15 protein-coding genes and 1 pseudogene are annotated in these 18,059 nt (G+C 68.6%); 6 read left to right on the forward strand and 10 right to left on the reverse strand.

Annotated elements, in window-relative coordinates; translation table 11 throughout:
* Nucleotides 1-52 precede the first annotated feature (52 nt).
* Nucleotides 53-436: a GHKL domain-containing protein gene (locus BQ7391_RS12650; RefSeq protein WP_075280332.1), complete on the reverse strand. Its 384-nt coding sequence runs from the start codon at nucleotides 434-436 to the stop codon at nucleotides 53-55.
* Between the two features lie 241 nt (nucleotides 437-677).
* A pseudogene (locus BQ7391_RS12795) lies at nucleotides 678-1,049 on the reverse strand (LytR/AlgR family response regulator transcription factor); the annotation flags it as partial.
* Between the two features lie 248 nt (nucleotides 1,050-1,297).
* Between BQ7391_RS12795 and BQ7391_RS09270 the strand changes: the two are divergent.
* From BQ7391_RS09270 to BQ7391_RS09290, 5 genes are all read left to right on the forward strand, one after another.
* Nucleotides 1,298-2,449: an ABC transporter substrate-binding protein gene (locus BQ7391_RS09270; protein ID WP_235858655.1), complete on the forward strand. Its 1,152-nt coding sequence runs from the start codon at nucleotides 1,298-1,300 to the stop codon at nucleotides 2,447-2,449.
* A 49-nt stretch (nucleotides 2,450-2,498) separates the two neighbouring features.
* Nucleotides 2,499-3,446 carry an ABC transporter permease gene (locus tag BQ7391_RS09275; RefSeq protein WP_083662180.1) on the forward strand — a complete coding sequence of 316 codons (948 nt, stop codon included), beginning with the start codon at nucleotides 2,499-2,501 and terminating at the stop codon, nucleotides 3,444-3,446.
* Entirely contained in the window at nucleotides 3,446-4,282 is an 837-nt protein-coding gene (locus BQ7391_RS09280) for an ABC transporter permease (protein ID WP_075280333.1), read from the forward strand. The genes BQ7391_RS09275 and BQ7391_RS09280 overlap by 1 nt, the downstream gene beginning before the upstream one ends.
* Before the next feature lies 1 nt (nucleotide 4,283).
* Entirely contained in the window at nucleotides 4,284-5,315 is a 1,032-nt protein-coding gene (locus BQ7391_RS09285; protein ID WP_075280334.1) for an ABC transporter ATP-binding protein, read from the forward strand.
* A 144-nt stretch (nucleotides 5,316-5,459) separates the two neighbouring features.
* The gene (locus BQ7391_RS09290) at nucleotides 5,460-6,455 is read left to right on the forward strand and encodes a CehA/McbA family metallohydrolase domain-containing protein (protein WP_075280335.1); all 996 of its coding nucleotides are present in this window, start codon (nucleotides 5,460-5,462) and stop codon (nucleotides 6,453-6,455) included.
* A 125-nt stretch (nucleotides 6,456-6,580) separates the two neighbouring features.
* Here BQ7391_RS09290 and BQ7391_RS09295 read toward each other — a convergent pair whose 3' ends face one another.
* The 8 genes from BQ7391_RS09295 to BQ7391_RS09330 form a co-directional block, all read right to left on the reverse strand.
* Nucleotides 6,581-7,423: a PHP domain-containing protein gene (locus BQ7391_RS09295; RefSeq protein ID WP_235858656.1), complete on the reverse strand. Its 843-nt coding sequence runs from the start codon at nucleotides 7,421-7,423 to the stop codon at nucleotides 6,581-6,583.
* 172 nt (nucleotides 7,424-7,595) lie between these two features.
* Nucleotides 7,596-10,814, reverse strand: a complete 3,219-nt coding sequence (gene carB, locus BQ7391_RS09300) for a carbamoyl-phosphate synthase large subunit (RefSeq protein ID WP_075280336.1) — start codon at nucleotides 10,812-10,814, stop codon at nucleotides 7,596-7,598.
* Nucleotides 10,815-12,083, reverse strand: coding sequence for a glutamine-hydrolyzing carbamoyl-phosphate synthase small subunit (carA, locus tag BQ7391_RS09305; protein ID WP_075280337.1), 1,269 nt, complete (start codon nucleotides 12,081-12,083; stop codon nucleotides 10,815-10,817).
* A 451-nt stretch (nucleotides 12,084-12,534) separates the two neighbouring features.
* Entirely contained in the window at nucleotides 12,535-13,770 is a 1,236-nt protein-coding gene (gene hydF, locus BQ7391_RS09310) for a [FeFe] hydrogenase H-cluster maturation GTPase HydF (protein WP_075280338.1), read from the reverse strand.
* Nucleotides 13,771-13,873: 103 nt separating this feature from the next.
* Nucleotides 13,874-15,322 (reverse strand): [FeFe] hydrogenase H-cluster radical SAM maturase HydG, encoded by a 1,449-nt coding sequence (gene hydG / locus BQ7391_RS09315; RefSeq protein WP_075280339.1) that lies wholly within the window; start codon nucleotides 15,320-15,322, stop codon nucleotides 13,874-13,876.
* A 116-nt stretch (nucleotides 15,323-15,438) separates the two neighbouring features.
* A complete protein-coding gene (gene hydE, locus BQ7391_RS09320; RefSeq protein WP_075280340.1) occupies nucleotides 15,439-16,488 on the reverse strand; it encodes a [FeFe] hydrogenase H-cluster radical SAM maturase HydE in 1,050 nt (349 codons plus the stop codon).
* Nucleotides 16,481-16,747: a TM1266 family iron-only hydrogenase system putative regulator gene (locus tag BQ7391_RS09325; protein WP_075280341.1), complete on the reverse strand. Its 267-nt coding sequence runs from the start codon at nucleotides 16,745-16,747 to the stop codon at nucleotides 16,481-16,483. The genes hydE and BQ7391_RS09325 overlap by 8 nt, the downstream gene beginning before the upstream one ends.
* A gap of 170 nt (nucleotides 16,748-16,917) precedes the next feature.
* The gene (locus BQ7391_RS09330; protein WP_075280342.1) at nucleotides 16,918-17,208 is read right to left on the reverse strand and encodes a hypothetical protein; all 291 of its coding nucleotides are present in this window, start codon (nucleotides 17,206-17,208) and stop codon (nucleotides 16,918-16,920) included.
* A gap of 193 nt (nucleotides 17,209-17,401) precedes the next feature.
* Here BQ7391_RS09330 and BQ7391_RS12515 point away from each other — a divergent pair, with 193 nt between their 5' ends.
* A complete protein-coding gene (locus tag BQ7391_RS12515; RefSeq protein WP_075280343.1) occupies nucleotides 17,402-18,043 on the forward strand; it encodes a helix-turn-helix domain-containing protein in 642 nt (213 codons plus the stop codon).
* Nucleotides 18,044-18,059 lie beyond the last annotated feature (16 nt).

Raw genomic sequence — 18,059 nt, forward strand, 5'->3', positions numbered from 1 at the left:
CGAGCGGCGCCGACCGACCGCGCCGTGCAAAAGTGACTGTCCCCTTTGCACGCTACAGCGGCAGGCTGACCTCAGCGGCAAAGACGCCCGGCTCGTTGGCGAGGTTCAGGAAGCCCTCGTACTTCTCGACCACCGCGGCCACGCGCTTCATGCCCAGGCCGTGGTTGCCGCGCTTCTCGCTGATGTAGTTGCGCTGGTTGAAGCTCGGGTCCTCCACGGCTGAGTTCTGGATGGACGCGTAGAGCTGGCTGCCGCGCGCGGCCACGTAGACGCGCAGCCACCGGCCGTCCGCGGGCAGCGCCGCGGAGGCGGGCGGCCCCGCGGCCGTGAGCGTCCCGAGCGCGGCCATGACGCAGGCGAGAAGGGCCACGTCGCGGCGAGAGAGCGTGCCGCGGCGCCGCATGGCGAGCACGAACGCGAGCGCGAGCGGCGCCACTGTGAGCGCGGCGACGACCCGCCCGGGCGCGCCCCCCGAACGCGACGCACGCCAGGCCCACGAGGGCCGCCTTGCTGCGCAGGCACGTCCCGTCCGCCAGGTGCACGAGCGCGTCGTGGCCCGAGCCCTCCGCGTAGCAGACGCGCGAGACTGCGACGCGGCTCGTCTCGCCCGCGGACTCCACCACGAGCACGGGCTCGGCGCGCCCCAGGCGCTCCCACGCGCGGTCGAGCGCCGAGAAGAGCCTGTCGGCGCGCACCGGCTTGAGCAGGTAGGAGACCGCGTCCACGTCATAGCCGTCGAAGACGTGGTCGATGATGCCGGTCACGAAGACGACCTGCGTGCGCTCGCCGCGCTCGCGCAGGAGCCGAGCGAGCTCCATGCCGCTCGCGCCGGGCATCTCTATGTCGAGCAGCGCAACGTCCGGGGCGCCGTCGTCGAGCGAGAAGAACAGCGCGTCGGCGGAGGCGAACGTGTCCACGCGCGCCTCGACGCCGCGCCCGCGCGCCCAGTCGCGCGCGAGGCCCGCGATGAGGTCCGCGGCGGCCCGCTCGTCGTCGCACACGGCTATCTGCAGCACGCCCTTCTCGCCCCCTCTCTCCGACCTAGCCATGATTGCGCTCGAAGCGTCGGGGGACGCGACGGGGGGTCGCGCAATCCCCGCGTAAGAGAACGCACAGACTTACGTAAGCCGCCGGCACGGCGAGGTCAGCGAGACGTAATGAAGCGTCAGCATTTCGAAAGCGCGGGTCGAACGGGCGACACGGCGCGGCAAGCGTCCCATAGACTCACGCCGTGAGCAAGCCGTGCGACTGGCGCGCGGCTGACCGTTTCCCATGGCACGACCCGAAGGGAGCACCTGTGAAGAAGAGCACCACCCACCTCGTCGGCATGCGCGCGCTCTCGCGCCGCAACTTCCTCGGTATGGTCGGCATGGCCAGCCTCGCCTGCGCCGCAGGCCTCGGCCTCACCGGCTGCGATGACGGCGGCTCGGCACAGCCGTCCGTGGACTACAACTCGATGAGCCTCGAGGACCTCGTCGCCCAGGCGCAGGAGGAGGGCGAGATCGCCTCCGTCGGCATGCCGGACACCTGGGCCAACTGGGTCGAGACCTGGGAGGACATCGAGGCCGAGTACGGCATCACGCACGCCGACCAGGACATGTCCTCCTCCGAGGAGCTGGCGATGTTCCGCGAGGAGGGCGTCGACGGCACCAAGGACATCGGCGACGTGGGCCAGTCCTGGGGCCCCACTGCCGAGGAGCAGGAGCTCACGCTCAAGTACAAGACGAGCTACTGGGACGAGATCCCTGACTGGGCCAAGGACGACGACGGCGACTGGGTCGTGGGCTACTACGGCACCATCTCCCTCATGTCCAACGACTCCACCGTGCCCAGCGCTCCGACGAGCTTCCAGGACCTCCTCGACGGCGACTACAACGTCTGCGTGGGCGACGTCACGGCGGCGGCCGTGGCGCAGTACGCGGTGCTCGCCGCGGCCTACGCGCTCGGCGGCGGCATCGACGACATGCAGCCCGGCTACGACTTCCTGAAGCAGCTCGCCGAGCAGGGCCGCCTCGACGTCTCCGACGCCTCGCTCGCGCGCATCGAGTCCGGCGAGATCGACGTCTGCATCAACTGGGACTACAACTCCCTCAACTACCGCGACCAGATCCTCGAGAACAACCCCAACGCGCAGTTCTCGGTCAGCATCCCGTCGGACGCCTCCGTCCAGTCCGGCTACTGCACGATCATCAACAAGAACGCGCCGCACCCGGCGGCCGCCTGCCTCGCCCGCGAGTTCATCCTCTCCGACGAGGGCCAGATCAACCTCGCGCGCGGCTACGCCACCCCGATCCGCGACGTTGAGCTGCCCGAGGACGTGGCGACACTGCGCCTGCCCGACGAGCAGTACGGCGACCACGTCCAGACCGTCGACGAGTCCGTCTGGAGCGGCGTGTGCCAGGACATGATCACCTGGTACCAGGAGAACATCATCCCGATCCTCGGCTAGTCACAAGAAGGAGGCAGGGCCGGGTGCCGCGCGCGCCCGGCCCGCGCGTATGGAAAACACCGTCACCATCGGCGAGAAGGACGCGGGCGCCCGGGGTGCGACCGCCGCGTCGGGCTCCGGGACCGGGACCCGCGCGCAGGGCCGCGCAGGGTCCCGCAGGCGCCTCGGCTGGGTCGCCATCGTCCCGTTCTTCGCCATCGTCGCGCTCTTCGAGATCATGCCGCTCCTGCAGCTGGCGCTCAACAGCGTCATCGGGCGCGACTCCGAGACGCTCGGCCTCGAGAACTACGTCCGCGTCTTCACCACCCCGCTCTACCAGCAGTCCATCTGGAACAGCGTCTGGATCAGCCTGCTTTCCGCCGTGGTCGGCATCGTCGTGGCGTTTCTCGCCGCGCGCTTCGCCCACGAGGCGAGCCCTCGCGTGCGCAACGCCTTCACGATGATCCTCAACATGATGTCGAACTTCTCCGGCGTGCCCCTGGCCTTCGCCTTCATGATCCTCATGGGCAACGCCGGCGTGCTCACGCTCATCGGCCAGCGCTTCGGCATCCCGCTTCTCGCCAACTTCGACCTCTACGGGGCCGACGGCCTCGTGATCATGTACATCTACTTCCAGATCCCGCTGGCCACGCTGCTGCTCATCCCCGCCTTCGCGGGCATCCGCAAGTCCTGGCGCGAGGCCGCCACGATCCTGCAGGCGTCGGCCTTCGACTACTGGTTCAGGATCGTCATCCCCAACCTCATGCCGTCGATTCTCGGCACCCTCTCGGTGCTCTTCTCCAACGCGCTCGCGGCCTACGCCACCGCCTACGCGCTCGTGATGAACAACTATGCGCTTCTCGCCCTGCAGATCACCTCGCGCTTCAAGGGCGACGTCCAGACCGACGCGGCCACCGGCGGCGCGCTGGCCGTGGTGCTCATCGCGCTCATGGTCGTGTGCACGCTCGTGAACAACTACTTCACGCGCCGCGCCGCCAAGGGAAGGGAGCTCGTCTAATGGCCGAGAAGAACCTGCGCGCCACGCACGCGCCCGCCCAGAAGACCTCGCTCGCCGGCAAGATCTTCCTCGGCGTCGTTGCCGCCTACCTGCTCGTCCCCTTCCTGGCGACGCTCGTGTACTCGCTGTTCGTGGAGTGGACCGACATCCTTCCGTCCGGCTTCACCCTGCGCAACTACCAGGAGCTCTTCACCAACACCGTGTTCTGGGCCTCCATCGGGCGCACGCTCGTCCTGTGCCTGGTGAGCGTCGCCATCACGATCGTGCTCATCCTGCTCGCGATGTACGTCGTCGTGGCCGTCAACCGCAAGGTCGCGCCGGTGATGCAGTTCCTCTGCATGATCCCGTACGCCCTGCAGGGCGTGATCCTCTCGATCGGCATCATCTCGCTCTACACCGGGACGGGCACGATCCTCTCCAACCGCATGTTCATGCTCTTCGGCGCCTACACGATCCTGGTGCTCCCCTACATCTACCAGGGCATCCGCAACGCGCTCAACTCCATCGACGCGGGCATGCTCATCCAGGCGGCCGAGATGCTCGGGTGCGGGCGCTTCCGCGCCTACGTGCAGGTCGTCCTGCCCAACATCCTCTCCGGCATCCTCGTCTCGAGCCTGCTCGCCGAGAGCATCATCTTCGGCGACTTCGTGCTCGCCAACAACATCGCCGGCACCAACTACCAGAACATCCAGGTGTTCCTCCAGGCGAACATGGACGTCTCGAGCGGTCTTTCGAGCGCCGTCGTCGTCGTCATCTTCGTGGTGGTCGCGCTCGTGACCGCGCTCGTCCTGAAGCTTCAGGGCGCCGCCCAGAACAACGCTAAGGAGCAGGCATAACATGGCTTACATCGAGTTTAGGGACGTCGTTAAGCGCTTCGGCGACAACACCGTCCTCGACCACATCAACTTCGGCATCCAGCAGGGCGACCTCGTGACGCTGCTCGGCCCCTCCGGCTGCGGCAAGTCCACGCTGCTGCGCTGCCTCTCGGGCCTCGAGAGCGTCAGCGAGGGCCAGATCGTGCTCGACGGCCGCGACGTCACCAACGTGCCCGCGTCCAAGCGCAACATCGGCATGGTCTTCCAGCAGTACAGCCTCTTCCCCAACATGACCGTCGAGCAGAACGTCGCCTTCGGCCTCAAGATGAAGAAGGTGCCGAAGGACCAGATCGAGAAGAAGGTCGCGGACGCCATCGAGATGGTCGAGCTCAAGGGCAAGGAGCGCGCCTACCCGGCCAACCTCTCCGGCGGCCAGCAGCAGCGCGCGGCCCTCGCCCGCTCCATCGTGACCGAGCCCTCGGTGCTCCTGCTCGACGAGCCCCTCTCGGCCATCGACGCCAAGCTCCGCAAGGCGCTGCAGTCCCGCATCCGCGAGATCCACAAGGAGCTCGGCCTCACCACCATCTTCGTCACGCACGACCAGGACGAGGCCATGGTCATGTCCGACGTGATCCAGCTCTTCCACTCCGGCCGCATCGAGCAGGCCGGCAGCCCCGTCGAGGTCTACACGAGCCCCGTCTCGGAGTTCGCCGCGAGCTTCATCGGGAGCTACAACCAGCTCAGTGCCGGCGAGTTCTCCCGCCTGACCGGCGTTGCCGTCCCGGCCGGCAACGTGGTCGCCGTGCGCCCCGAGACCATCGGCATCTCCCTCGAGAGGCCTGAGGCTGCCGAGGGCGCCTACGTGGTGCGCGGAACCGTCATCGACAGCACCCCGCGCGGCAACGTCTTGCGCTACACCGTCAACGTGGGCGAGACCACGCTGCGCGTCGACGTCCTCTTCCGCAGCTTCCACATGTTCGACGACCTCGACACCGTCTGGCTCACCCTCCCCGAGCACGACTGCCTCTGCATCCCCGCCGAGAGCGCCGCGTAACGGGGGCGCCGGCGAGAGGGACGTCAGCCCGCCCGCCGGCGTGCAAAGGGGACGGGCACTTTTGCACGGCCGGAGGCAGCGTGCAAAAGTGCCTGTCCCCTTTGCACGCCTCCCCTTCGCCCCACCGACAGCAAGGAGCGCACCATGCCCTTCTCAGACCAGGTCTTCCTCGCCCCCGGCGGCAGCCGCTACAAGGGTAACCTGCACAGCCACACCACCAACTCCGACGGCCGCCTCACCCCCGCGGAGTCCGTCGCGGCCTTCCGCGCGCACGGCTACGACTTCCTGTGCCTCTCCGAGCACGACCTCTACACCGACTACTCGGACGCCTTCGACGACGAGGGCTTCGTCATCCTCCCCGGCCTCGAGGCCTCGGCCTACCTGTACGCAGATGAGTCCGAGTCCGTGCGCCTGCGCTGCCATCACATGCACGGCATCCTCGGGACCGACGAGATGGTCGGCGCGGCGCCGCGGCTCTTCTCGCACATGGAGCGCCTCGAGCCGATCCGCTGCCACGGGAGCTGGGACGGCGAGGCCGTGGCCGGCGAGCTGGCGCGGAGCCTTGCCGAGCGCGGCTGCGTCGTGACGTACAACCACCCCATCTGGAGCCGCGTGGAACCAGACGAGTTCTGCGGGGCTGAGGGGTACTTCGCGCTCGAGATCTTCAACTACGACACGGTGAACGAGTCCGGGACCGGCTATGACGTCACCTACTGGGACCTCATGCTGCGCCGCGGGCGTCGCGTGCTCGGCTTTGCCTCCGACGACAACCATAACGAGGGCCTGTTCGACGACGCCTTCGGCGGCTGGGTCGTCGTGCGAGCTCCCGAGCTCTCGAGGGACGCTATCGTCCGCGCGCTTCTCGCAGGCGACTACTACTCCTCGAGCGGCCCCGAGCTCCTCTCCTGGGGAGTCGAGGCCGGGCGGGTGTGGGTCGAGTGCTCGCCGTGCGAGCGCGTGAACCTCGTGGCGGGAGGCCCCGTCAACGCGGGCGGCACCGTCATCGCGCAGGCCGGCACCGAGGGCCTCACGCACGCGGAGTTCGAGCTGCGCGGCGGCGAGACCTACCTTCGCGTCGAGTGCGTCGACGCGCGCGGGCGGACGGCCTGGTCAAACCCCGCCTTCGCGGACGAGGTATAGGCGGACGCACGTCCTTCTCGCCCGGCGGCGAGCACATGGCCCACGCGAAAGGCACGCCCCAGCCTACGGAGCGTGCCTTTTGCCTAAATCGGGGGTACGACGAGAAGGGCGGCCGCCCCGGCGCCCTACCGCAGCGGCATGGACTCCCAGGAGCCGTCCGCGCGCGGGACCTCGGCCGTGCGGTAGCCCACCTCCCAGGCGTGCGCGTAGGCGGCGCGGATCCCGTCGCATATGTCTTCCGGCCGGTGGCCGTCCGAGCCAACGGTGATGGGCACCCCCGCGCGTCGGAAGCGCTCGAGCAGGCCGCGGGCGGGGTAGTAGTCCCCCACCCCCTTGCGCCAGCCGGCCGTGGAGAGCTCCACGCGCCGCCCCGTGTCGCGCGCACAGGACGCCATCTGGTCCCAGAGGGGCACGAGGTCGATCGTGGGGGCGAAGCCCGCGTTCGCGAAGCGCATGGCGAGGTCGGGGTGCGCCATCGTGGAGAAGGGAAGCGGGCTCTCGCAGGCGCGGCACCACGTGGCGGCGTAGCGGCGCCACACCTCGTCGGGGCCGAGCTCGCGCCAGATGCGCTGGTCGGAGGGGTCGTCGATCCAGGCCCCGTCGTCCTGCTCGCCCAGCCAGTGGACACTTCCCAGGAGAACCTGTGCGTCGGCCGCCCAGCGCTCGACGTTGCCCTCGCAGCCGGGGTACCAGTCGCACTCGAACCCGTAGATCATCTCGAGGCCGGGGTGGGCGTCGCGGGCGGCCTCCCACGCGGCGCGGTGCTCGGGGAGATCGGCCTCCGCGACCTGCGCCTCCCCTGCCGGGTCCATGACGGCAGGCAGCGTGAGGTGGTCCGTCGAGACGAGCACGCGGCAGTCGGCGGCCTCCGCGGCGCGCGCGTTCTCCTCGAAGGTCCCCGCCCCGTCCGAGAAGTGCGTGTGGGTGTGGGTGTCAACGATAGATCCGGGAGCGAGCGGACGTGCCACGGGGTTCTCCTTGCTTCTGCGGGCTGCACTCACACCGATGATATCCCAGCCCCGTTCGCGTCGTGTAAGCGGCCCATAAGGCGGGCCGCCGGGCGTGAAGCCCGACGGCCCGCCGCACGGGGGTCGAAAGCGTGCGGAAGCGTGCAAAAGTGCCTGTCCCTTTTACACGCTTTTACAGGTCCTGGAGGGCGTAGACGGAGAGCGGCCCCTCGCGCAGCGCCGCGATGGCCTGGACGAGCGCCACCGCGCCGGACATGGTCGTGGCCATGTCGATGCCCCGGCTCACGGCCTCGCTCCTCATCTTGGTGCCGTCTCCGCGGGAGCTGTGGCCCTTCGGGGTGTTGATGAGGAAGGAGATCTTGCCGTCCGCCATGAGGTCGAGGACGTTGGGCGAGCCCTCGGAGATGGTCTTCACGACCTCGCACGGGATGCCGGCAGCGCGCAGCGTCTTGGCGGTGCCGCGCGTGGCCAAGAGGTCATAGCCCAGGTTGCGCAGCGACAGCGCCACGGGCGCCACGGAGCGCTTGTCGCGGTCGCAGACCGAGATGAAGACGCTGCCGGACTGTGGCACGTCGTACTCGATGGCCTCGCGGGTCTTGGCGTACGCCTTGGGGAAGGTGACGTCGAGGCCCATGACCTCGCCCGTGGACTTCATCTCGGGGCCGAGCGTGACGTCGGCGCCCGGGAAGCGGCTCCAGGGCATGACGGCCTCCTTGACCGCGTAGTAGCCGAGGTCGCGCCCCTCCGGCGGAAGGCCGAGGTCGCAGATCTTCTCGCCGCTCATGATGCGCGCGGCGCACTTGGCGAGCGGAACGCCGGTTGCCTTGGACGAGAAGGGCACGGTGCGGCTCGCGCGCGGGTTGAGCTCGATCACGAAGACCTGCTCGTCGCGGACGGCGTACTGCACGTTGAGGAGGCCCCTGATGTGGCAGGAGAGCGCCAGGCGCCTCGTGGTCTCGCGGACCTTCTCGACCAGGCGGTCGGAGAGCGAGAAGGGCGGGAAGCAGCAGGCGGAGTCGCCGGAGTGGATGCCGCACTCCTCGATGTGCTCGAGGACCGCGCCCACGTAGCACTCCTCGGTGTCGCAGAGGGCGTCCACGTCGAGCTCGATGGCGTCCTCGAGGAAGGCGTCCAGGTAGACGGGGTGGTCCGGGGAGACCTTGGTGGCCTCCTCCATGTAGCTCACGAGGTCCTCGTCATCGTAGACGATGCCCATGCCGCGGCCGCCGAGCACGTAGCTCGGGCGAACGAGCAGCGGGTAGCCCACGCGACGCGCCACGGACTTGGCCTCGTCGACGGTCTCGGCCGTGCTCGAGGGCGGGTAGGCGATCTCGAGGCGGTCGAGCAGGCTCGCGAAGCGGTCGCGGTCCTCGGCGAGGTCGATGGCCTCGGGCTGGGTGCCCATGATGGGGACGCCGGCGGCCTTGAGGCGCTTGGCGAGGTTGATCGGGGTCTGTCCGCCGAGCGTGACGATCACGCCCACCGGCTTCTCTACCTCGATGACGTTCATGACGTCCTCGAAGGTGAGCGGCTCGAAGTAGAGGCGGTCGGAGGTGTCGTAGTCCGTGGAGACGGTCTCGGGGTTGCAGTTGACCATGACGGTCTCGTAGCCCTTGGCCGCGAGCGCGTAGGCCGCGTGGACGCAGCAGTAGTCGAACTCGATGCCCTGGCCGATGCGGTTGGGGCCGGCGGAGAGGATGACCACGCGGGGCTTCTCGGCCTCGTGGAACTCGGTCACGCCGCCCTTCTCGTAGGCGAGGTAGTGGTAGCTCGTGCGGGCCGCGAACTCTCCGGCGCAGGTGTCGACGGTCTTGATGCACGGGCGCACGCCGAGGACCTCGCGCACCGCACGCACGGTGTCCTCACGCTGACCGGTGAGGTGGGCGAGCTGCGCGTCGGAGAAGCCCAGCTGCTTGGCGGCCATCATCGTGTCCGCGTCGAGGCCCGCGAGGCCCTTCTCGGCGATGACGCCCTCCGCGGTCACGATGTCCTTGATGCGGTTCAGGAACCAGCGGTCGATCTTGGTGAGGTCGAAGACGCGCTCGACGGTCCAGCCGCGGCGCAGCGCCTCGGTCACGTAGAGGATGCGGTCCGGCGTGGGCGTTGCCACGCGGTGCTCGAACTCCTCCTCGGAAACGCCGTCGAAGTCGTCGTTGCCGTCCGCGCCAAGCCCGGCGTGCCCCTGCTCGAGGGAGCGCATGGCCTTCTGCATGGCCTCCTCGAAGGTGGCGCCGATGGACATGACCTCGCCCACGGCCTTCATGCGCGTGGTGAGCGTGTCGTCGGTGCCCTTGAACTTCTCGAAGGCGAAGCGCGGGACCTTGACCACGCAGTAGTCGATGGAGGGCTCGAAGCATGCCGGCGTCTCGCGCGTGATGTCGTTCTCGATCTCGTCGAGGGTGTAGCCCACGGAGAGCAGTGCCGCCATCTTGGCGATCGGGAAGCCGGTGGCCTTGGAGGCGAGGGCCGAGGAGCGCGAGACGCGCGGGTTCATCTCGATGACGATGACGCGGCCGTCGTCAGGGTTCACGGCAAACTGCACGTTGGAGCCGCCGCAGGCGACGCCCACGCGCTCGAGGATGGCGAGCGAGTAGTCGCGCAGGCGCTGGAGCTCGAAGTCGTTCAGCGTCTGGCAGGGGGCCACGGTGATGGAGTCGCCGGTGTGGACGCCCATCGGGTCGAGGTTCTCGATGGAGCAGATGACGACGCCGTTGCCCGCGGAGTCGCGCATCACCTCCATCTCGATCTCCTTCCAGCCCTCGACGGACTGCTCGACGAGCACCTCGCTCTCGGGCGAGAGCGCGAGGCCCTGCTCGGCGATGTGCACGAGGTCGTCATGGTCGTAGGCCATGCCGCCGCCCGCGCCGCCGAGCGTGAAGGCAGGGCGCAGGACCACGGGGTAGCCGAGCTCGTCGGCGATCTTCTCGCACTCCTCGACGGTGTGCGCGATGCCGGACTTGGCGACCTCGAGGCCGATGTCGCGCATGGCGTTGGCGAAGAGCTCGCGGTCCTCGCCGGTCTCGATGGAGTCGACGTCGCAGCCGATGACCTCGACGCCGTACTTCTCGAGGACGCCGGCCTTGCCGAGGGCAACGGCGCAGTTGAGGCCCGTCTGACCGCCCATGTTGGGCAGAAGAGCGTCGGGGCGCTCCTTCTCGATGACCTTGGTCACGGACTCGACGGTGATGGGCTCGATGTAGGTGCGGTCGGCGGTCTCCGGGTCGGTCATGATGGTGGCCGGGTTGGAGTTCACGAGCACGACCTCGTAGCCCTCCGAGCGCAGGGCCTTGCAGGCCTGGGTGCCGGAGTAGTCGAACTCGCAGGCCTGGCCGATGACGATGGGGCCGGAGCCGATGATAAGGATCTTCTTGATGTCGGTGCGCTTGGGCATCTAGAAGCGCCTCCCCTCGCGGACGTCGATGGCGAGGTAGTCGTCCTCGCCGCGCATGAGCTTGGCAAACGCCGAGAAGGCGTAGGTGGAGTCGTTGGGGCCGGGCTTGGCCTCGGGGTGGTACTGCATGGAGAAGGCGGGGATGTCCAGGAACTGGATGCCCTCGGGCGTGCCGTCGTTGAGGTTGACGTGCGTGAGGCGCACGCGGCCGTACGCCTTGGTCTGGACGACGGGCGCCACGTGGGCGCGGGACCAGAAGCGCAGGTCCTCGTCGGCGGGGTGCTCGGCCACGCCGCCCGAGAGCTCGGGAACGAGCGGGCCGAAGGACGAGAAGACCGGGCCGTAGTTGTGGTTCTGCGCGGTGATCTCCACCTTGCCGGTGAGCAGGTTCATCACGGGCTCGTTGCCGCCGTGGTGGCCATACGGAAGCTTCTCAATCTGAGCGCCGGCCGCCATGGAGATGACCTGGTTGCCGAGGCAGATGCCAAAGACCGGGAGCTTGCCCAGGCAGGCACGCACGGCGTCGACCACGGGCGGCACAGAGACCGGGTCGCCAGGGCCATTGGAGAAGAACACGCCATCGGGGTTCATCTCGAGGACCTTCTCGGCGGGCGTGTCCCACGGCACGACCGTGACCTCGCAGCCGACGGCGGAGAGGCGCTTGCCGATGCCCTTCTTCTCGCCGCAGTCGTAGGCCACCACGTGCAGGCGCGGCTGGCCGTCGGAGTCCTGGCCGGGCACGACGTAGGACTCCTTCGTGGAGACGTCGGCGACGTAGTTGTGGTCGGCGATGGCGGGGGACGCCTTGACGCGCGCGACGAGGCTCTCTGGGTCGAGGTCCGTGGTGGAGATGGCCGCCCTCATGGCGCCGCCCTCGCGGATGGCGATGGTGAGGGCGCGCGTGTCCACGTCCTCGATGGCGACGACGCCGTTCTGCGCGAGGAAGTTCGGGAAGCTCTCCACGGACTGCCAGTTGCTCGGGGTGTAGCACATGTCGTGAACCACGAGGCCGGCAAGGTGGAGCGGGTCGCCCTGCATGTCCTTCTCGTTGATCCCGTAGTTGCCGATCTGGGGGTACGTGAGCGTGACGATCTGGCCCGCGTAGGACGGGTCGCTCACGATCTCCTGGTAGCCGACCATCGAGGTATTGAACACGATCTCTCCGAAGGTCTCTCCCTCGGCGCCGGCAGAGCGCCCAAAGAAGTGCATCCCGTTCTCGAGCGCGAGAAGCGCCTTAGGATGCCTGCCGTCGTCAACCAGTAGGTTCACAGCAACACCGCCCTTTCGTCGTGCGCCCAGGGGCAAACTCGCAGCTACAAAAAACGGAGCACCCGCCGCGGGGCGGAGACTCCGAATAAGGCAGCTGCGATTAGGTTGTGGACGCCTTTTCGGTCTCTCGTACCGTCTTAAAGGTCTTTGACAGTATAGCCGGAAACGCGTTCACCGTGTTGCGGCATAACGCATTCGCAAAAAACGCGGGAGGGCGGGCGGAAAGTGGGCGCAGGCCGGCTCGGGTCCCGCGGAGGCGCGTTTGTAGTGCACCTCACGGGGGAGACCCCGAGTACACTACAAACGATCCCATAGATAATCCGCTGGTAGGGTGCTTGCGTCATTTGTAGTGTATCTGCCACTGCCGCCTCAAAGCGCACTACAAAGTGGGCGAGACCGCCAAGAGCCGCCGCCGGCCCCATCCGCGGGCCCCACGCGCTGCCCGGAGGGCTTACTCGTCCAGCGCCGCGAGGGCCTCCGGGAAGGGCGTGAGGCTGCGACGCAGGATGCCGTGCATGTGGGCGATGGCCACGCCGTAGTTGGTCAGGGGGACGCCCTGGTCCGCGGCCTGGGACTGGCGGCGGCGCATTTCGCGCGCGGTGAGCGTGCAGCCCCCGCAGTGGATGACGGCCGCGTAAGGGGTGAGGTCGTCAGGGAAGTCCGCGCCGCTCGTGAACGAGAGCCCGAGCTCGGCGCCGGTGTGCGCGGCGAGCCATGCGGGCATCTTGACGGTCCCGATGTCCTCGCACTGGCGGTGGTGCGTGCAGCCCTCGCTGATGAGGACGCGGTCGCCGTCACGCAGGCGGTCGAGGGCGGCCGCGCCCGCGACGGCAAGCGCGAGGTCGGCCTTGTAGCGCAGCATGAGTATCGAGAATGACGTGAGCGGGACCGCGTCGGGCACGACGCGCGAGACGGGCCCGAACGCCTGGGAGTCCGTGACCACCAGGGCCGGGGGCGCGACGAGCGAGGCGAGCGAGCGCGCGAGCTCCGTCTCGCGGCAGACCACCGGCACGCACCCCGCATCGAGCAGGTCGCGGATCGCCATCTGCTGCGGCAGGATGAGGCGGCCCTTGGGCGCGGAGGCGTCGATCGGGCAGACGAGGACCACGACGCTCCCCGGCCGCACGAGGTCCGCGACGACGCGGCGCCCTCGGCCCTCGGGCCGGGCCAGGCGCGCGAGGCGCTCCTTGAGCTCGTCGACGCCCTCCCCCGTCAGGGCGCTCACGCCGACCGCGCGCTCCGCGAGGTCGGGGTCCTTCTCGCCGAGCGCGCGCAGGCCGGCCCGGGCGGAGGCGAGGTCGCACTTGTTCCAGGCGACGGCGTAGGGAATCCCACGCGCCCCGAACCGACGCACGAGCTCGCGGTCCGCGGGGGCGAGCCCGCGCTCCCCGTCCACCACGAGCACCGCCGCGTCGCAGCTCGCGAGCATTCGCAGCGAGCGATCCACGCGCTTTGCCCCGAGCGCGCCCTCATCGTCGACCCCCGGCGTGTCCACGATCACCACGGGACCCAGGGGCAGGAGCTCCATGGCCTTCCTGACCGGGTCCGTGGTGGTGCCGCGCACGTCTGAGACCACGGAGAGCTCCTGGCCCAAAACGGCGTTCACAACGCTCGACTTCCCCGCATTGCGCACCCCGAAGAAGGCGATGTGCGCCCGCTCGCCCGACGACGTCTCGCTAAGTCCCATGCCACCTCCGTCTGCGAATTGGGGACAGTCCCCAACTTGCACATAGGTTTGATATCAAGAACATGTGTAAATTGGAGACTGTCCCCAATTTACCGATTGACAGCTAGAAGCGAAAGTCGCGGCGGCTGGACGCGCGGATGTCGGCCACGTGCTCGGTCGCGAGCGAGCGAGCGCGCTCGTTGGGGATGCGCCCCAGCTCGCGCTCGATGAGCGGCCAGCCCACCCCCGCCGTGGCGGGCGAGGCGTAGTCCACGAGGTACTCCGCGAGGGTCATGAGCGCGTTGGGGTGGCAGCAGTTGAGGATCTGGCCGCTCTTGCACAGGCTCATGAAGCGGTCCCCCGTGCGGCCCTCGCGATAGCACGCCGTGCAGAACGAGGGGATGTGGTCGAGCTGCATGAGCCAGCGGACCACCTCGTCGAGCGAGCGCTGGTCCGAGACGTCGAACTGCTCGGAGTCGTGAGGGCGCACCTCCTCGCCATAGCCGCCCACGCTCGTGCGCGATCCCCCGGAGATCTGCGAGATGCCCAGCTCGAGCGCCCGCCCGCGCACGGCCTCGTTCTCGCGCGTGGAGACGATCATGCCCGTGTAGGGCACGGCGATGCGGATGCACGCGATGATCTTGGCGAAGGTGTCGTCGTCGATGCCGTTGTCAAACTGGTCGGGGTCGATGTCGTCGGCGCGCTTCAGGCGCGGCACCGAGATGGTGTGCGGCCCCACGCCGTGCACGGCCTCGAGGTGCTCGGCGTGGCAGAGCAGGCCCGCGAACTCGTAGCGGTACTTCTCGAGGCCAAAGAGCACGCCTAGGCCCACGTCATCGATGCCCCCGTCCATGGCGCGGTCCATGGCCTCGGTGTGGTAGTCGTAGTCATGCTTGGGCCCCGTGGGGTGAAGCTCGAGGTAGCTCTTCTTGTCGTAGGTCTCCTGAAAGAGGATGTAGGTCCCGATTCCCGCGTCCTTGAGCATGCGGTACTCCTCCACCGTAGTGGCGGCGATGTTCACGTTCACGCGGCGGATGGCACCGTTCTTGTGCTTGATCGAGTAGATCGTCTGGATGCACTCGAGGATGTACTCGATCGGATTCATCCGCGGGTCCTCGCCCGCCTCGATCGCCAGGCGCTTGTGCCCCATGTCCTGCAGGGCGATCACCTCGCGGCGAACCTCGTCCTGCGTGAGCTTCTTGCGCGCGATGTGCCTGTTCTTGGCGTGGTACGGGCAGTACGTGCAGCCGTTGACGCAGTAGTTGGAGAGATAGAGCGGGGCAAAGAGCACGATGCGGTTGCCGTAGTAGGCGAGCTTGATCTCTCGCGCCAGCTGAAAGATCTTCTCGTTGAGCTCGGGGACCTCGCAGGCGAGAAGGACGCTCGCCTCGCGGTGCGTGAGGCCCGCGCAGTGGCAGCCGTTGCCCAGGGGGCGGGGCCGGGCCTTCTCGAGCAGGGACTCGATCAACGGCACGTCGCGCGCGTGCGCCGCGGCATAGTCGAGGGTCTCGCGAATCTCCTCGTCGTTGATGAAGTCCTCGGCGTAGCGGGACCTCGGGTCATACGTCGCCATATGCTCCTCCCCTTCGCGGTCAGGCCCCGGGACTCCCTGGGCCTTCCCCCTCAGCGCTTCGCGCGGCGGGCTTGGCGAAAAGCCCGCGCGCCCTGACGCGCGGGACCCCTCCCGCGCTAGCGGCGCCTCGCGTCGCCCCGGTCGACCACCACGCGGCAGCCGACCGACTCCATGCGTCGCCTCAGCTCGGCCAGCCCCTCGGCTGCCTCGCTCCCGGCGTGCGCCTTATTATCATAGAGCTCGTACTTCTCGCGCGCGTCCATCGGCGAAAGGTTGGGCATGGCCACGTTGGCGCCGGCGAGCATGCCGCGCTCGCATCCGCGCGGGTCAAGCGTGGCGAGCGCCGTCGTCGCAGGCAGGAGCAGGCACGGGTCGATCAGCCTCAGGAGGGAGAGCAGGTAGCACGTGAGCTCGACCGAGCCCGCGGGCTCCTCGGCGAACGGCGTCGCGTGATGCGGCACGAAGGGCCCGATGCCGCACATCTCCGGCCGAAGCTCCTCGACGAGCCTGAGGTCCTCCGCGAGCGTGGCGCTCGTCTGGCCGGGCGATCCCACCATGAAGCCGCAGCCCACCTGATAGCCGATCTCCCGCAGGTCGCGCAGGCACGCGAGGCGGCGCTCGAGCGTGAGCTCCGGCGGGTGCAGGCGCGCGTAGTGGGCGGCGTCGGCCGTCTCGTGCCGCAGGAGGTAGCGGTCCGCCCCCGCGTCGCGGAGCGCCTGATAGCTCGCCCGGCTCCGCTCGCCCAGCGAGAGCGTCACGACGCAGTCGGGATGCGCGGCCTTGATGCGGGAGACCATGTCGCACACGACGGCGTCCGTGAGCGCCGGGTCCTCCCCGCCCTGCAGCACGAAGGTCCTGAAGCCCAGGTCATAGCCCGTGTCACAGCAGGAAAGGACCTCCTCGGGCGCAAGGCGGTAGCGCTCGGCGGAGCGGTTGGAGCGCCGCAGGCCGCAGTAGCGGCAGTCGTTTCTGCAGTGGCTGCTGACCTCGATGAGCCCGCGGACGAAGACCTCGTCGCCGTAGACCTCCCGACGGGCCGCCACGGCGCGCTCCGCCGCGTAGGCCGCGAGCGCGGGCGAGAAGGACCTCACAAGCTCCTCGTACTTCTCGACCGGAAGCGCGTGCTCGGCGGCCAGGCGGTCTACGAGCCCGCGGGCGTCAGCCACACGCGTCCTCCTCGGCCATGACGTTGGAGTAGAGCGTCTTAACGCTCACGCCCGGGAGCGCCCCCACCTTGCCGGCGAGCGCCGACGTCACGTCCTGCGGCGCGTCGAGCGCGACCGAGATCACGCTCACGCCCCGCCGGCGGTACGGCACGCCCATGCGGCCGAAGATGTGGTCGCGGTACTCGTGCAGAAGCTCGTTCAGCGCCTCCACGGACGTCGGGTCCTCGACGATGACCCCCATGATGGCAACGCGCGTCATCCCACTCCCTCCCACGTGCAAAAGGGACAGTCACTTTTGCACATCATACCTTCAAATCCCCGCCGGCACTCATGAGTGCCGGCACGCCGCGGGTCTCAATCCCGCACTTCTCGTCAGACACCGAGAAGGAGCGGGCACTCCTCGCCATTGCCCGCTGGCGCCGCGAGCTCTCATGATGAAATGGGGCAGTCCCCTTTCATCATGCGCGCGAGGGCGACGGCCGAGAAGAGCGTCGACCACGCCATGAGAAAGACCGCTCCGAAGAGCCACCCGTGCACGGTGTCCACAAGGGACGACTCGTCGACCACCGTGTTGCTCCAGAGCACAAACGTCAGGCAGAGCGCAATGAAGAAGTAGCTCGCGGCAACGAGGCCCAGCGTCCGCGCCGAGGGGCGGGAACCCACGGCGGCGATCACGGGCAGCACGAGCGCGGGCGCGCCAAGCGCGAGGGCGAGAAACACGGGTCCACCTTTCCACGTTGCGGGAACCGACGTCACCACTCTAGCCCATCGCTGCGGCATGGCGTCCGCCGGCAGCGGGCGTGTCCAATGCGCCGCAGCTCGCGGCTCTGGCAAAGCCCTTTGTCACGCCGCTCGCCGGCCCATCTGCGCCCTGCGCGCGGCACATGGATACACTGGCATCAGGGAGGGCAGCATGGACGAGAGCCGGACATCCGCGCAGCAGATCATCGGGGCGCGCATCCGCGAGCTCCGCAAAGCGGCGGGGATCTCCCAGGCCGAGCTGGCGCGCCGCGTCTACGTCTCACGCCAGACGGTCGGGAACTGGGAGGCCGGGCGCACCCTGGCGGACGCGCAGAGCCTCGTCCTTCTCGCCCAGGTCTTTGAGACCACGGTGGACGACCTGATCGGCGAGAAGGGATCGCGCGCCGTGAGGTCCACCGCCGAGGACCGGCACGCGCTCGCGCGGCTTCTCGCGTCGGCAGGGACCCTGCTGGCGCTCGGCCTCCTGCTCGTGATGGCGGCGTACCTGCTCACTCCGCTGCGCGGTAGCAGCCCCGGGGCGGATGCGCTGAGAATCGCCCTGCTCGTCATCGCCCTTGCGTGCGAGCTGGCGCTCGGCTTTCGTGCGCTGCCGCGCCTCCGCTCCTTCATGCGCAACCACGACCTCGAGAACGCGATAGCCGCCGCGGCATACCTCGAAGGGCGCGACCCGGCCGAGCCGCCTCCGGGCGACTTTCTCTTTCGCTGGTTCATCCCCTACTGGAAGGCGTGGCTCGTCGCCCTTGCCGCCGCCGCATTTCTCGCTGCCGCGCTCTACCTAGGCGCCCTAGCATAAAACCCAGCAGGAGCGA

Origin of the sequence: Thermophilibacter provencensis (genome assembly GCF_900128445.1) — a bacterium.
Lineage (GTDB): Bacteria > Actinomycetota > Coriobacteriia > Coriobacteriales > Atopobiaceae > Thermophilibacter > Thermophilibacter provencensis.